Here is a 14,265-nt window from a genome sequence, read left to right on the forward strand (position 1 = left end):
GTATTGGAGAAGAGATTTAATGGAAAAAGAATTTGTTTTTGGTCATCAAAATCCAGATACTGATGCCATTGGCACTGCTATCGCTTATTCATATTTACAAAATAAATTAGGTTACAATACAGAACCAGTTGCATTAGGTGAACCTAATGATGAAACTGCTTATGCATTGAAAAAATTTGGCTTTGAAGCTCCTACGGTAATCACTACTGCAGCTGACAAGGTAAATGCAGTAATGCTTGTGGACCACAACGAACCTCAACAAAGTGTTTCTGACATCGATAAGGTTAAGGTTACCCACGTAGTTGATCACCACAGAATAATGAATTTCAATACCGCTAATCCATTATTCTATCGTGCAGAACCAGTAGGATGTACTTCAACTGTTGTTTGGAAGATGTTCAAGGAGAACAAAGTTGAAATTCCTCAAAACATTGCGGGAATTATGTTGTCCGCTATCATTTCAGATACATTGTTGTTGAAGTCACCAACTTCTACTGATTTTGATAAAGCAGCTATTGAAGATTTGGCAAAGATTGCTGGTATTGATTACCAAGAATATGGCTTGGCTATGCTTAAAGCTGGTACTAACATTGCTTCAAAATCTGAAGAAGAATTAATCGACTTAGATGCTAAGAGTTTTGAATTAAATGGTCACAATGTTCGTGTTGCTCAAGTTAATGTTGTAGATCTTCCAGAAGCCATGGAAAGAAAGGCAGCGTTTATTTCAACCATGGAAGCTGCTTCTAAGGAAAATGGCTATGATATGTTCATGCTTTTAATTACTAACATCTTAGATTCAGATTCTCAAGCAATTGTTGTTGGTACTGATGAAACTAAGAAATTGTTTGAAAAAGCATTTAATGCTACATTGACTGATTCATCAGTAGCATTACCTGGCGTTGTTTCAAGAAAGAAGCAAGTTGTGCCACCATTAACTGAAGCTTTTGAAAACTAAGAATTAAAGAAGACGACTATTCTGATTCTATAGTCGCCTTTTTTGTCGAAAAATATTAAATGAGGAGCGGATTTTATTGTTACCACAATTAGATTTAAAAAATGTCAAGGGTCCAAAGGCTCTTATTAAGACCAATAAAGGTGATATAGAGATACAATTATTCCCTGAAGAAGCACCTATGACAGTTGAAAATTTTGTTCGTTTAGCACAAAAGGGATATTATGAAGATACTACTTTTCACCGCGTAATTAGTGATTTCATGATTCAAGGTGGAGATCCTAAAGGTGATGGAACTGGTGGAGAAAGTATCTGGGGACATCCCTTTGAAGACGAATTCTCTAGAAACCTTTTCAATATACGAGGTGCACTCTCAATGGCTAACTCTGGTCCAAACACTAATGGTAGCCAGTTCTTTATTGTTCAAAATAAGAATATGCCTAAACGCTACATTAAACAAATGGAGCCAGCAGGCTATCCTAAAGCAATAATTACTGCATATAAGCAGGGTGGGACTCCATGGCTTGATGGAAGACATACTGTGTTTGGTCAGGTTATCAATGGAATGGAAGTAGTAGATGCAATTGCTAAAAGTAAAAAAGATAAGATGGATCGTCCAACTGATCCGATAACTATTTCAGCAATTGAAATTACCGAATAACTAAAAAAGACGCAAGTTCAAAATGCACTTGCGTCTTTTAGTTTTAATTGACTTCTTTCAACAAAATGATAAAGGCTTTACACATTCTTTCAGCTTTGTCTTTAGGAAGCTTCCTTAATTCATTAGCTACTTTCTTAACGAAAACAGGTGTACTGTCCAAAGAAACCTCACTGCTTTTAACAGGTTTCGAACGGTAAGCATTATTAATAATATCAGGAGTAGTTGTATTCAAAGCACGTGCAATTGAATCTAACTTTTGAATACTGATATTTTGATCCTTAGTTCTTTCTAAACGAGAAATAAAGTTAACAGAAAGATCACTTAATTCAGCTAGATCTTCCTGAGTTAACTTTTGTTCGCGCCGACGACGCGAAATCTCAGCTCCCAAATTTATAGTCATGAAGTACTCGACCCTTTCACTTAAACTAAATATACGATATATATATTATATAAAAATAAAGCTTAATTTAACCAATTATGTTAATAAATTTATTCTTTTATTATATAAATATATCTATTAAAACATATAAAAAAGATATATTTTACGCTGGGAAATAAGATGGTTAAATATCTGCTCATAGTTTTTTATCCATGTATAAATGACACAATGTCAAGATATTGTGGATAGAGAAGGAACAATTGCATTCTATGTATTTATTTCTTCAGTTGAATATATTTTAGAACATTTCTTATTATTAGGAAAATATTTTGTATTAATAATCGAAGAAATTAAACTAAATGGTAAATACCTATAAAATAAAGCGCTATTATATTGCAATTGTTTGAGTAATTGCTTTGTGAAAATTTTGTAAAAATTGTAATACTAAGATAGCATTAATAAAACAAACAAGTCTCATGACTTAGATCATGAGACTTAATCTGTGTAGACCATCCAAGTGATTATCTGGATAATAACAATTATTATTGCCAATATAGGTAAAAAGAAAGTAGCAGCAATTGCTAAAATAAGAAGAATGATATCTAGTTTAGCATGTAATCGAACTACATTGAATTCTTTATCATTCAGATTAACATTGTTATCAATAAGTAAGAAAAACTGTAATGCATAATATGACAAACACCAAAGAATATAAACTGAAATGTAAAAAATTTGAGGTAAAGTAGCAAATGGATATTTACTGATCCATCCAGTAGCCATAGGAAACAGACTCATCATAATTAGCCAAATCACATTAGCCAAAAAACCCGTTTAGAAATATTGGTTACTTTAGCGAATAAGCAATGATAGTTGTACCAAAAAGCCATTGCAATAGTAAAGCTAACGATATACGCGATAAAATAGATGATTGGATTCTTTAGACTACTCAATTTAATACCTGTAGGTACTTCAATTTGTAAGGCCATGATGGTCATTAAAATAGCAATTATGGCATCACTCAAAGCTTCAAGTCGACTTTTATTTATCAATTTGAAACACTCCTAACTTTTTATTATTAAACCAATAATCAATAATAATGTAGCATGAACTAGTGATCATTACAATTTTAAAGAGATAGGAGAAAGCTCAGATACAACTTCGTATAATATATATTATGTAAAGTAAAGCGAAAATAATGAAGAGAGGTAGCAAATTATCAATATTGAGATGACTTATTACGAATTGATTTAATTAACAAACTTATGTTTGTTTTTAAAATCTAACAAATAATTATATGAATAACTGAGTTGCGCTTGAATGTGCTTATTCATTTTAAAATGCCAAAACTCCTCCGTATGATAATTCTTTTGCTGATGCTGAGATCGCAATTCTGTGGCAATCTAAATCAATTTTAGTGATTAGTTGTAAGTTGTAGTTGTTAAATTGTTGTTATGAGATTCAAAAGTTATTAGTTGTTAGTAGTATGATCAATAATGGAATTATCGATTGTATTAACGATAATGCTTGTAATGTAGAATTGGATTATAAATATCAAGGATATGAAATAATTTGTTGCTGAATAATCGATCTCGTTTTTATGCTTTCATTAAAACTATAATTTTAATGAAAGCATATTTTTTTTAAAACTATAGAGTATTGTGCTAAATTTTGTTATGACGATAATATGATCATAATAGTATTGATTGAAATTATCCAAGCATCTAGATAAACAAGTTGAAAGTAAAGATTGCTGTCATACTATGCAATACATATTTAATAGTAAATTTCTTTTCTATATAATGTGTTTTGCCTATGTCCTATTCTCTGCTTTAGTATTAGATTCTTGACTTGCTATCTTGTAGTAGCCTTTAGCTCTTTCCTCTTTAGGATACAAGCAAAACCACTGATATTAGAACTTAAATGATATAATTTTCTTAGTTTATTTTTTGACGAAAGTAGGATAAATATGGAAACTCAACGTTATCTTAGATTGATTCAAACAGAACTCGCAAATATGCCTGATTTTGTTAAAAAGTATAATTTGAATACACAACACTCGCTTACTACTACCTATCAATATCTTACTGAATTACGGCGCTTTTTTGATTGGTTGCGTAGCGAAAATTATGATCAAGCTAAAAAGAATGCTGATCTAGATTATCATACACTTGAGCATCTAAGACGAAGTGATGTGATGTTGTATATCGATTATTTACAACATAGTAAAAATCAACAAGGACACCTTAATTCCCCTACGACAATTAATCGTTCTATTAATGCCATGAGATCATTTTTCAAATATATGACGATTACTTCTGAAGCTCAAGATGGCAAACCGTATTTTGAGCATAATGTTATGTTGAAAATCAAATCTTTGAATAATACACAAACTTTGAATTATCGGGCTCATATTTTGGAATCTCATATGTATACAGGAGAACGGAAGTTTGATTTTTTGAATTTTATACAAGATAGGTATGAAAAAGAAGCTACAAATCGCCAATCTATACCGGCTTTTAGATTGAATAAAGAACGAGATCTAGCAATTATTGCGTTGATTTTGGGAACGGGCATAAGAGTTTCAGAATGCGCTGGAGTAAATTTGAAAGATTTAAATCTTAAAGAAGCAACATTAGATGTGATTCGCAAAGGTGGACAAAGAGACAGCGTACCAATTGCTGAATGGAGTTTGGACTATCTTGTTCAATATTTGGATATTAGAAATAAGCGCTATAATTCATCTGAAAAAGACCAGGCACTATTTTTAACAATTTGGCATGGCCAAGTAAGACGGATGACGCCTAGTGCTATTGAAAAGATGGTAAGTAAGTATTCTGCAGCATTTGGACATCCGTTGACTCCACATAAATTAAGACATACGCTTGCTTCTGAATTATATGGAGTTACTAAAGATCAGGTCCTAGTTGCACAACAATTAGGACAAAAAGGCACCACAGCTACTGATCTTTATACGCATGTTGATCAAAAGAAACAACGACAGGCATTAAACAAAATATCTGATAAGCAATAACAAAAATATAATAGTAAAATGCATAACAAAAATGTTATATATTATAATAGTAAAAATATTATTGATAAAAATAACAATTTTATTATTAGTCTCACTGCTGAAGAATATAGATAATATTTTTGCTATTGCCAATAACAAAAAAACAAAAAGAAAAAATAAGAATCTTCCCTCTATCAGTGATATCTGTAAGAAAGAAGATTCTTATTTTTATCGTAAATCAATTTTATCTATGTCGATCATCCAAGCAATAGCAACAGATTTTTCGCCTAAATGAGTTGCTATAACAGGACTAAATTCTGCCTCATCAATTGGCAATTCTGGAAAATTGCTTGAAATAAATGACTCGATTTCTTTTGCTTGAGTCAAATCATTAGAATAGAATACAAAGAATCGCAATTTATCTTTATATGATAGTTCTGCAGTTCTTTGTAATGCTAACTTTTCAATTTTAGAAACTGCACGCTTCATAGATCTAATCTTATCAAAGGCTACAATTTGTCTATCTTTAAAAGTTAACAAAGGTTTGATATGAAGCATTGTTCCAATAAAAGCACTTGCATTGCTTAGTCTTCCACCACGACTTAAATTGTTTAAATCATCAACAACGAAAAGCTCATCGATTGTATCTCTAATCTCATCTAATTTCTTGATGATCTTTTCGGGTTGTAAACCTAATTTGATCATTTTTGCAGCAGCTAAAACCAAGTATCCCTGTAAGCGAACAGTCATCTTGGAGTCATATGGATAAAGATGATATTCAGGATTATTTTTAGCAATATTTTTAAGCGTATCGTTGTACCCTGAAATTCCACCTGATAGCGTGATGTCTATAATCGCTTCGTATCCCTCGGAAATTAAACGATTATATAGCTCAATCATTTTACCCATGCTTGGTTGAGAAGTTTTAGGAAAAGCTGCCCCTTCTCTTTGAGTTTGAAATAGCTTTTCTGAAGTAATGTCAATTCCGTCGAAGTATTCTTTATCGCCAATGATAACGGGAATTGGCATCACAATAATATTATTTTTTTCTATCTCTTCATTTGTCAGCCCAGCAGTGCTGTCTGTTACCAATGCTATCTTCATAAATAGCCCCTTCACTAATTGAATTTATATAGGCAGATTATAGCATAAAAAAGCTATTTATCATAATTGATCAGATGTTTCTGTGAATTCAGATAATTTAAGTAATTCCTTTAAAAAGATTGAAGATACATCTGAATTAATTTGATTGAGTAGCCCCCGTTTTATCAATTCTAGAGTTTTAGCTAGTTCAGTAGCCTTTTCCATTCCTGCATCATTTAGACAGACATTTTTGCTTGAATCACTATCGGAACGTCTGATAGTGATGAGTTCTTGAGTTTTCGCTTGTTGCAATTGCCTACTTAAAGTAGATAGAGAAATGTTCAATCCTGCGGCTAAATTACCCATGGTTAAAATCTCGTTGTTATGAGTATAGAAGAATAATAATATTCTAGTTTGTGAAAGATTCAATCCGCATTTGTGATTTATTTCTCTTTTGATGTAATCAGCAATTGTATTAAATGATAAAACATCCATATGTTTAAACCTTTTCTGTGAATAAGAATATACTGCAATTATATCATTTTATTTACTTTTATGGGTATCGGTTTTTCTGAAGCTGAGTTTATAATTATAAATAAGCTAAAACTTATCGACAAAAATATGTGTAAAAAGTACTATCGCAAAATAGTACGCTTTTTACATATAACGCAAAATGTGTAAAAATTAGTGTTTATTGGTATAATAAATCAAGTATTTCGAGGTGATAATATGGCATTTGATGGATTATTTATTCATAGTTTATTGACAGATTTAACCCCTACTCTACTTGAGGGACGTTTATCAAAAATATATCAACCATTTAGCAATGACTTAGTCTTGGTATTTAGGAAAAATAGAAAAAACTATTCTTTGCTGATATCAGTGAATGCTCAATATCCACGAATCTATTTGACCAACCAATCAATTTCAAATCCAGATAAAGCTCCTACTTTTGTCATGGTGCTAAGAAAGTATCTTGAAGGATCTGTTTTACAGTCAATTGACCAAATTGGACTTGATCGAATTATAAATTTCCATTTTAGTAATAGGAATGAACTTGGAGATCAAGTCCAATTAGTACTATCTGTTGAATTAATGGGACGTCATAGTAATGTGATTCTGTATGATCAACAGGATAACCATATAATTGATTTGATAAAGAGAATTAATCCTGATGAAAATCGAGCAAGAATGTTACTTCCCAAGGCGAAGTATGAATTACCACCATTAAATCCAGGGATTAATGCATTTAAATTGACTAAAGACGTATTTGATACATTAGTTAAAGAAACACCTGATGTTTCTGAACTGGTTAAAAAGTTTTCTGGATTAGATCGTGATGATCGGCTTGAACTAATGGGTTATTTGGAAGATGATTTGTCATTTGAATCATTGCAAGCATTCTTTGGACAATTCTCTCGTCCCAAAGGGGTAACCTTACTTACCCCAAATAATAAAAGAAAGATTTTTACTTACCTACCCTACCATTTAGATCTTCAAAAAGAGAGTGTCGATCCTGATATTAATCATGCTTTAGATGAATTTTATGAGTATCAAGCAAATCGAGATTGGGTAAAACAAAAATCTGCAGCAATTGAAAAAGTTGTAAAAAATGAACAAAAGAAATTATCTAAAAAGCTAATTAAGTTAAAGAATCAACTAGATCAAGCTGAGAACTCAGAAGGTTACCGTATAAGAGGTGAGATTTTGAATGCCAACTTATACTCGGTAAAATCAGGGATGAAAGAAGTAAAACTTCCAAATTATTATGACAATAATAATTTGATAACAATAAAATTGGATCAAGCATTATCGCCTACTAGAAATGCACAGAAGTATTTCAATAAGTACAAGAAATTACGTAATTCGATTAAGCATGTTAATGAACAAATTCAAATTACAAAAGTAAATTTGGATTATTTTGACTCTATTCAAACTGCAATAGATAATGCTGATCCAGAAGATATTGATCAAATAAAAGATGAACTTGCTAGTCAAGGCTATATTCACAAGCAAACCAACAATCGACGGAATAAGAAAATTACTGAAAAAGTCATCAACAAATTCCGACTAACGTCCGGGAAAATCGTTTTAGTAGGTAAAAACAATTATCAAAATGATTGGCTAACCTTTAAAAAAGCCAATAAAAATGATTATTGGTTCCATGTAAAGAATATTCCAGGATCGCACGTTATTTTGACAAGCGATGATCCAACTGATCAAGATATTGTTGAAGCTGCTGAGATTGCTGCTTACTTTTCTAAGGCTAAAATGTCAGCTCATGTTCAAGTAGATTATGTGATTGATAAACGCGTTAAGAAGCCTAATGGTGCCAAACCTGGCTTTGTAATTTATACAGGGCAAAATTCAATCGAAGTAACGCCTAATAAGGAAAATGTTTTAGCTAAGAAAATAAACTAAAAAAACTCAACTATATTGATACCCAATGTATCATAGTAGTTGAGTTTTTTTGTTTTAAATTGGTTGAGTAGTTAATGCTAAAGCTTCTAATACATTCAAAATTAGTTCAGTAGTTTCAATACTTGAAAATACAGGGATATGAGTAAACAATGCTTGATCTCGAATTCTGATTGCATCATCACTGGCAGTATCAGATAAATTAGTAATATTAATTACCATGTTAATTTTGTGCCGTCTAATTCGGTTCAAAATTTTATATGAATCCTGATGGATTTTTTCTACAACACCTGTGGTTATACCTGCTTCTGCTAAGACATTCGCTGTTCCTTCTGTGGCAATTAATTTAAATCCTAAACGATCAAACCGTCTTGCAAGTGAAATAATTTTATTTTTGTCTTCATCTCGAACAGAAATAAAAATAGTTCCGTAACTTGGAATATGAAGGTCACTTGCCTCATATCCTTTGTAAAGAGCTTTAGCTAATTGAGTATCTCTACCCATTACTGATCCAGATGACTTCATTTTAGAATCAAAGGTATTTTCACTATGATAATTGATAAATGAGAAGACCGGCATTTTAACATGGATATAGTCATTAGTTGGCCATAATTCTTCTTTGCAATTAAGTTCGGTTAATGATTTGCCAATAAGGACTTCAACAGTATAAGCAGTCAGATCATTTTTTAATGCTTTGGATAAAAAAGCTACGTTGTGTCCTGCATAAGGCTTAATTTGCAAAAGAAAGATTTTGTTTTCTACTTTTAAAAAGTGCAAATTGAAAATGCCTCTGGTATGAAGTTTTTTGATAAAAGTAATTGCACTGTTAGCTAACCGGTTTTGCCCTGTAATAGAAAGATTCTGTGGTCTGAAGACTGCGATTGAATCTGAAGCATGAGATCCTGTTTGTTCCAAGTGTTCAATAATTCCTGGGATAGTTACATTGGTACCATCAGAAATTGCAGTTACCTCATATTTTTGGCCTTCAATAAATCTAGATATGGTAATTTTCTCTGGATTATTTTCGTGTAGGTATTTCTTTACTGCAGGTAAATCATAAACGACAGCTGATTTTTGCTTTATATTATGATCGAATCCGCCAATTAAAATTGGAAAACCAAAGCGATCGGTAAATTCAATAATATCATCAATGTTTGTAGTAACTAATGAAGGTACTTTTTTGATAAACCCATTGTCATCTAATTCTTCATTGATTAGCGAGCTAATTCCAACAAAAGGATCAAAATCTTCACCGATTATGTCAATACCATGGTCACGCAATTTTTGACTTAGAGAATTGACTTTCTTACCAGAGAATTGGATAAGAACTTGGTTAATATGTTCTTTCTTTGTAATAGCTAGGATATTTTCAACTGTAATCGGATCAAAATATACACGATCAAGATCTTTATATCTTGAAGAAACTGATTCACTATTATTTGATAATAAAATAGTAGCATAATTATTGTTATGTAAAGTCTTAATTACGTGGCTTAACATATAATCAAATTCATTAGTAACCGAAACTTGTAGTGGTAACATACCGATTATCAAAATCTTTTTATCAGCTTGTAGCGGTTCAAGTTCATTTTCAACATCATAAGCTGAATAATAGGCATTAACATTAGGCCGATGAAAACCTGCAGAGCCATCAAGTTGAATATATGAAGGTCTAATATTGTATTTTTCAATTAATCGATCGATTTTTTGAACTGTTTCATTTCTTAAATTGGCAATTATTTCGTTGGTAAAACCATATCTTTTTGCATGTGATAAAAGATTAGCGTCAAGTTCAGTAGCGGATTTGATTTTTCGAGCATGATCAACAATATGTTTTAGCTTTTGATAATAGATTGGATGAAGGTGAATAGAATTTTGCAGTTCGGCATACCCTGCTCCTTTGGCAATGGCTGCTAGTGTCTTTATTAAGTGAAGATCATCTGGAGACTTCAATTCGTCGATAAGTTGAGCTTTATCTTTAAAAAGTGAAGTTCGCAGAACATACCAAGCTACATTCGAATTCATTGTAGAATCTAAAGCCTTTAGAAATGCTGATTCAAAATTACGGCCAATACCCAATGCTTCCCCACTTGCCTGCATTAAATTTCCTAAATGATAATGGTTTGTTCCTGTCTCGGTTAGTGACCAATATGGTGCCCTAATAGAAATCGTATCTAAAGTTGGCTCAATTGCTGCACATAACCCAGATGCTGGATCAGTTATTTCACTTAGTTGGTAACCAATCGCAATTTTAGCTACTACATAGCCTACACTATAAATTCCTGATCTTTGAATCCAAGCAGCACTTCTTGTCAATCGTGATTTAATGCTCAAAACTTTAGTTTGAATTTGTGTTCCATGATGCTTAATTGCAAAGTGAATGCTGGCTATTCCTACAATTTCCAGTTTATTAACTATCTTGCTGGAAATAGATCTTAATTCTTGAACCTGATCATTGTTAAGTGTCAAAGCGGGCATAATTGCTATTGAGTCACCAGAGTTAATACCAACAGATTCAAGTGAATCAATAAAGTTTATAAAAACCAAATTACCTAGTTGATCACGTATTACGTTAACAGTAATCTCTTTCCAAGATGATAGATCTTCTACAAGATGATAGTTTTTCCATGAGAAATCATCATTTTGATGCTCATTTTTAAAATAGTCTAGTAACTTAGAAGCGGTGTCAAAACGCAAATGCTCATTATGGACATACTTATGGTATTTGGTCACTTGAACTGGAAAAACCACACTGTCTTTTACTTGCTTTGCTAGATTAGCAATTTGATTGACTAGTAAACGATCATTCAGTTGCCATGATAAGTTTACGTTAACGCCTATTTCAGATAGAAACTTATTACGTTGTTTTTGATCATCCATTGCTAAAGCAAGATGATTAAGGGTTAACAATCTAATATGCATCTGCTGAAGAATACCATCCTGAAGTAATTTCTTAGCAACTTTTAAACTGGTAGTTGAACCAAAAGCGGTAATTATTGCATCTGGTTCTTCCATACGAAGAATTCGCTTGAAAAAGTCAAGTGTCATCGGTTCAAGATAAACCGTCACGCCTTCTCTTTTATCTGTAGAAACTGTTGCTGGGTTTGGGTTAACTAAAACTACATGGATGCCCTCTTCAACTAAAGCATCAATCGCATCATTAGCAAGTAAGTCCATTTCAGCAACGCTTCCAACAAGAGTTGGTCCAGAACCAATTATTAATACTTTATCAATATCGTTTTCTAATGGCATAAGCTTACTCCATCATATCTAAAAAAGCATCAAAAATTACATTAGCATCAAAACTACCAGGAGCTCCTTCCGGGTTAAAAGCAGTGGCAATAACCTGATCTTTTTTATTGCAATACCCAGCAAGAAGTTCGGTATGTAAATCATAATATTCGCGGTCCAGATGAGTTTTAACGCTATCTGGTAAAACAAGTTGATCAATATTCATCGCAGTTTGCCAAAGAATATTGCTGTTTTGCTCAATTACTGGGAAATTGATACCGTTAAACATTTGAGGCAAAGGAACTAATTCATAATCTAGGTAGAAGCTTAGGACTAAAAAGCCTAATCCAATACCCAAAATAGGATATTTCCGATAAAAAGTATCTAGAATCGGTTTTAACTTTGCTACAACTTCTTCGGGTTTACCTGGTCCATTCGAGATTACAATTGCGTCAGGGCGGATATTTTCAATATCAGAAACTGTAGTATTGTATGGTAAAACCGTAACATTGACTTTTCGCAAAGATAGTTCGCGTAATAAAGAATGTTTTAAGCCAAGATCAATAACTGCTACAGTTTTACCTACATTAGGTGCAGCATAGGCATTTTTAGTTGATACTAATGAAGAGCGATTCTTTGGTAAAACTAGTGCTCTAATTTGGTCAAAAGCATGTTCATCATCTGTATCCATGATCGATGCTTTGATTGTATTTTCTTGAACTAACTTATGAACTAGCGCCCTCGTATCGACATTACAAATACCAGGAATATTTTTTTCTTCTAAAAAAGTTTTTAAGTCTTGAAAAGCTGGATTGTTGGAAATACTTCGGGCAATATCAGACACGATAAGTCCTTTAATTGTAGGATCAATACTTTCATAATCAATTGCGTTGATTCCTGAGTTACCGATCATAGGAGTAGTAAACACAAGAATTTTACCCGCATTTGTCGGATCAGTTAATGCTTCTTGGTAACCATAATTTCCTGTCTGAATTGCTAATTCACCAGTTGAGATAATATTTGCTCCTATTCCCTCTCCAGAAAAGGAACTACCATCTTCTAGAATCAAGAATCTCTTCATAGTAAACCTCTTACATTCTTTTACGTAAAGTTTCTAAAGTATCATGAAAAATTGTTGGAACGGGGGTTGAAAATTCTAACCAGTCATTAGTAGTTGGTTGATTAAAGCCCAACACTTGCGCATGAAGAAATTGTCCGTTACCTTTCAATGTGTTTTTTAGTCCATACAATGGATCCCCAGCAACCGGATGACCAATATAAGAAAGGTGGACTCTGATTTGGTGAGTTCTACCCGTTTCAAGTTGGCATTGAATTAAACTAAAACCTTGATATTGTTCAAGAACTTTAAAATGAGTTACAGCATGTTTTCCATTTTCAACTACGGCCATTTTTTTGCGGTCAAGTGGATTTCTTCCAATTGGTGCATCGATTTTGCCAGCTTCCTCACCAAAATTACCATGAACAATTGCTAAGTAAAGACGTTTATTGATTTTATTAGCTAATTGATATTCAAGCGATTCTCTAGCAGTGGGAGTTTTAGCAATCATCAATAAACCAGATGTATCTTTATCAATTCGATGAACAATACCTGGCCTAAAACCTTCAGGGCTTGATGCTAAATCTTTAGTATGATAAAGCAAGGCATTAACTAGAGTATGATCTGGGTGACCAGCTGAAGGATGTACTACCATACCCTGAGGCTTATTTACTACAATTACATCGTCATCTTCATAGATAATATCTAAAGGGATGTTTTCAGGCTCTAAGCTTAGAGGCTTCAAAGCAGGTACATGAACTTTTACTTCATCATTTAAAATAACCTTATAAGAAGCTTTTTCTTTTTTATTGTTGACAGTAATTTCTCCGTCCTTGATCAATTCACCTACTCTTGTGCGAGATAAATCTTCAATTTGATCGGCAATATATTTGTCGAGACGAATACCAGCCTTGTCTACGGTTAAATTATAGTCGTTGGTCATTCTATTTTTCAGCCCCCTCTTTTTCATCAAAAAATAGTAAATAAATGAAGATAATAATTACGCCAACGGTAATTGCTGAATCGGCTAAGTTAAAAATATTGAAATTGACAAAATCCAATTGAAGCATATCAATTACGTATTTTAGGTGTAGTCGATCAATAAAGTTGCCAATGATACCGCCCAAAACAAATGCAAGACCGATATCAAAAAGTTTATTTGAGTATTTTCGACTAAATAAGAAATATAAACAAACTCCGATTGCTACCACACTAATGATGTAAAAAATAATCATTTGACCGGGTAGTACGTTCCAAGCAGCGCCGTTGTTTTGTAAATAGTTAAAGGATAAAATTCCAGGAATTACTTGATGAACTTCTCCAAGATGATAATTGCTAGCAATATATCCTTTAAGAATTTGATCTAAAACAACAATAATTCCACTTATTAGTAAATAAATTAGTTTCATTTGGTTTCACTATGCCTTACTTTAAATTTCTATCTAACAATTATAGCAAAAAATACTATTACTAC

The 14,265-nt window shown here is 32.5% G+C and carries 12 protein-coding genes; 4 read left to right on the forward strand and 8 right to left on the reverse strand.

Annotation, left to right across the window (positions count from 1 at the left end; translation table 11 throughout):
• Positions 1-19: 19 nt before the first annotated feature.
• A complete protein-coding gene (locus tag BN52_RS08590; RefSeq protein WP_008474141.1) occupies positions 20-955 on the forward strand; it encodes a manganese-dependent inorganic pyrophosphatase in 936 nt (311 codons plus the stop codon).
• Positions 956-1,031: 76 nt separating this feature from the next.
• The gene (locus tag BN52_RS08595; protein WP_008474142.1) at positions 1,032-1,613 is read left to right on the forward strand and encodes a peptidylprolyl isomerase; all 582 of its coding nucleotides are present in this window, start codon (positions 1,032-1,034) and stop codon (positions 1,611-1,613) included.
• Positions 1,614-1,656: 43 nt separating this feature from the next.
• Here BN52_RS08595 and BN52_RS08600 read toward each other — a convergent pair whose 3' ends face one another.
• Together BN52_RS08600 and BN52_RS08605 are read right to left on the reverse strand one after the other, a co-directional pair.
• Positions 1,657-2,013 carry a helix-turn-helix domain-containing protein gene (locus tag BN52_RS08600; RefSeq protein WP_008474143.1) on the reverse strand — a complete coding sequence of 119 codons (357 nt, stop codon included), beginning with the start codon at positions 2,011-2,013 and terminating at the stop codon, positions 1,657-1,659.
• Between the two features lie 788 nt (positions 2,014-2,801).
• Positions 2,802-3,041 carry a TMEM175 family protein gene (locus BN52_RS08605; RefSeq protein ID WP_008474145.1) on the reverse strand — a complete coding sequence of 80 codons (240 nt, stop codon included), beginning with the start codon at positions 3,039-3,041 and terminating at the stop codon, positions 2,802-2,804.
• A gap of 917 nt (positions 3,042-3,958) precedes the next feature.
• On the opposite strand from BN52_RS08605, the gene xerS reads away from it, so the two are divergent.
• A complete protein-coding gene (gene xerS, locus BN52_RS08610) occupies positions 3,959-5,023 on the forward strand; it encodes a tyrosine recombinase XerS (RefSeq protein WP_008474147.1) in 1,065 nt (354 codons plus the stop codon).
• Between the two features lie 207 nt (positions 5,024-5,230).
• Here xerS and BN52_RS08615 read toward each other — a convergent pair whose 3' ends face one another.
• Positions 5,231-6,106, reverse strand: coding sequence for a DegV family protein (locus BN52_RS08615; protein WP_008474148.1), 876 nt, complete (start codon positions 6,104-6,106; stop codon positions 5,231-5,233).
• A 60-nt stretch (positions 6,107-6,166) separates the two neighbouring features.
• A complete protein-coding gene (locus tag BN52_RS08620; protein WP_008474150.1) occupies positions 6,167-6,580 on the reverse strand; it encodes a MarR family transcriptional regulator in 414 nt (137 codons plus the stop codon).
• A 234-nt stretch (positions 6,581-6,814) separates the two neighbouring features.
• On the opposite strand from BN52_RS08620, the gene BN52_RS08625 reads away from it, so the two are divergent.
• Entirely contained in the window at positions 6,815-8,506 is a 1,692-nt protein-coding gene (locus BN52_RS08625; RefSeq protein ID WP_008474151.1) for an Rqc2 family fibronectin-binding protein, read from the forward strand.
• Between the two features lie 54 nt (positions 8,507-8,560).
• On the opposite strand, the gene BN52_RS08630 is transcribed toward BN52_RS08625, so the two are convergent.
• The 4 genes from BN52_RS08630 to lspA are packed head-to-tail and all read right to left on the reverse strand — an operon-like array spanning position 8,561 to position 14,200.
• A complete protein-coding gene (locus BN52_RS08630) occupies positions 8,561-11,755 on the reverse strand; it encodes a carbamoyl phosphate synthase large subunit (RefSeq protein WP_008474152.1) in 3,195 nt (1,064 codons plus the stop codon).
• Between the two features lie 4 nt (positions 11,756-11,759).
• The gene (locus BN52_RS08635) at positions 11,760-12,815 is read right to left on the reverse strand and encodes a carbamoyl phosphate synthase small subunit (protein WP_008474153.1); all 1,056 of its coding nucleotides are present in this window, start codon (positions 12,813-12,815) and stop codon (positions 11,760-11,762) included.
• A gap of 10 nt (positions 12,816-12,825) precedes the next feature.
• The gene (locus tag BN52_RS08640) at positions 12,826-13,734 is read right to left on the reverse strand and encodes an RluA family pseudouridine synthase (RefSeq protein ID WP_040473522.1); all 909 of its coding nucleotides are present in this window, start codon (positions 13,732-13,734) and stop codon (positions 12,826-12,828) included.
• Between the two features lies 1 nt (position 13,735).
• Positions 13,736-14,200 carry a signal peptidase II gene (gene lspA, locus BN52_RS08645; RefSeq protein ID WP_008474155.1) on the reverse strand — a complete coding sequence of 155 codons (465 nt, stop codon included), beginning with the start codon at positions 14,198-14,200 and terminating at the stop codon, positions 13,736-13,738.
• Between the last annotated feature and the right edge of the window lie 65 nt (positions 14,201-14,265).

The sequence above is a fragment of the Lactobacillus gigeriorum DSM 23908 = CRBIP 24.85 genome (genome assembly GCF_000296855.1).
GTDB classification, from domain to species: Bacteria; Bacillota; Bacilli; order Lactobacillales; family Lactobacillaceae; genus Lactobacillus; species Lactobacillus gigeriorum.

Excerpts from the sequence above, each read along its gene's own strand:
- lspA (WP_008474155.1), bottom strand. The coding sequence starts at position 14,200 with ATGAAACTAATTTATTTACTAATAAGTGGAATTATTGTTGTTTTAGAT.
- BN52_RS08615 (WP_008474148.1), bottom strand. The coding sequence starts at position 6,106 with ATGAAGATAGCATTGGTAACAGACAGCACTGCTGGGCTGACAAATGAA.
- BN52_RS08635 (WP_008474153.1), bottom strand. The coding sequence starts at position 12,815 with ATGAAGAGATTCTTGATTCTAGAAGATGGTAGTTCCTTTTCTGGAGAG.
- xerS (WP_008474147.1), top strand. The coding sequence starts at position 3,959 with ATGGAAACTCAACGTTATCTTAGATTGATTCAAACAGAACTCGCAAAT.
- BN52_RS08625 (WP_008474151.1), top strand. The coding sequence starts at position 6,815 with ATGGCATTTGATGGATTATTTATTCATAGTTTATTGACAGATTTAACC.
- BN52_RS08630 (WP_008474152.1), bottom strand. The coding sequence starts at position 11,755 with ATGCCATTAGAAAACGATATTGATAAAGTATTAATAATTGGTTCTGGA.
- BN52_RS08590 (WP_008474141.1), top strand. The coding sequence starts at position 20 with ATGGAAAAAGAATTTGTTTTTGGTCATCAAAATCCAGATACTGATGCC.
- BN52_RS08600 (WP_008474143.1), bottom strand. The coding sequence starts at position 2,013 with ATGACTATAAATTTGGGAGCTGAGATTTCGCGTCGTCGGCGCGAACAA.
- BN52_RS08640 (WP_040473522.1), bottom strand. The coding sequence starts at position 13,734 with ATGACCAACGACTATAATTTAACCGTAGACAAGGCTGGTATTCGTCTC.
- BN52_RS08620 (WP_008474150.1), bottom strand. The coding sequence starts at position 6,580 with ATGGATGTTTTATCATTTAATACAATTGCTGATTACATCAAAAGAGAA.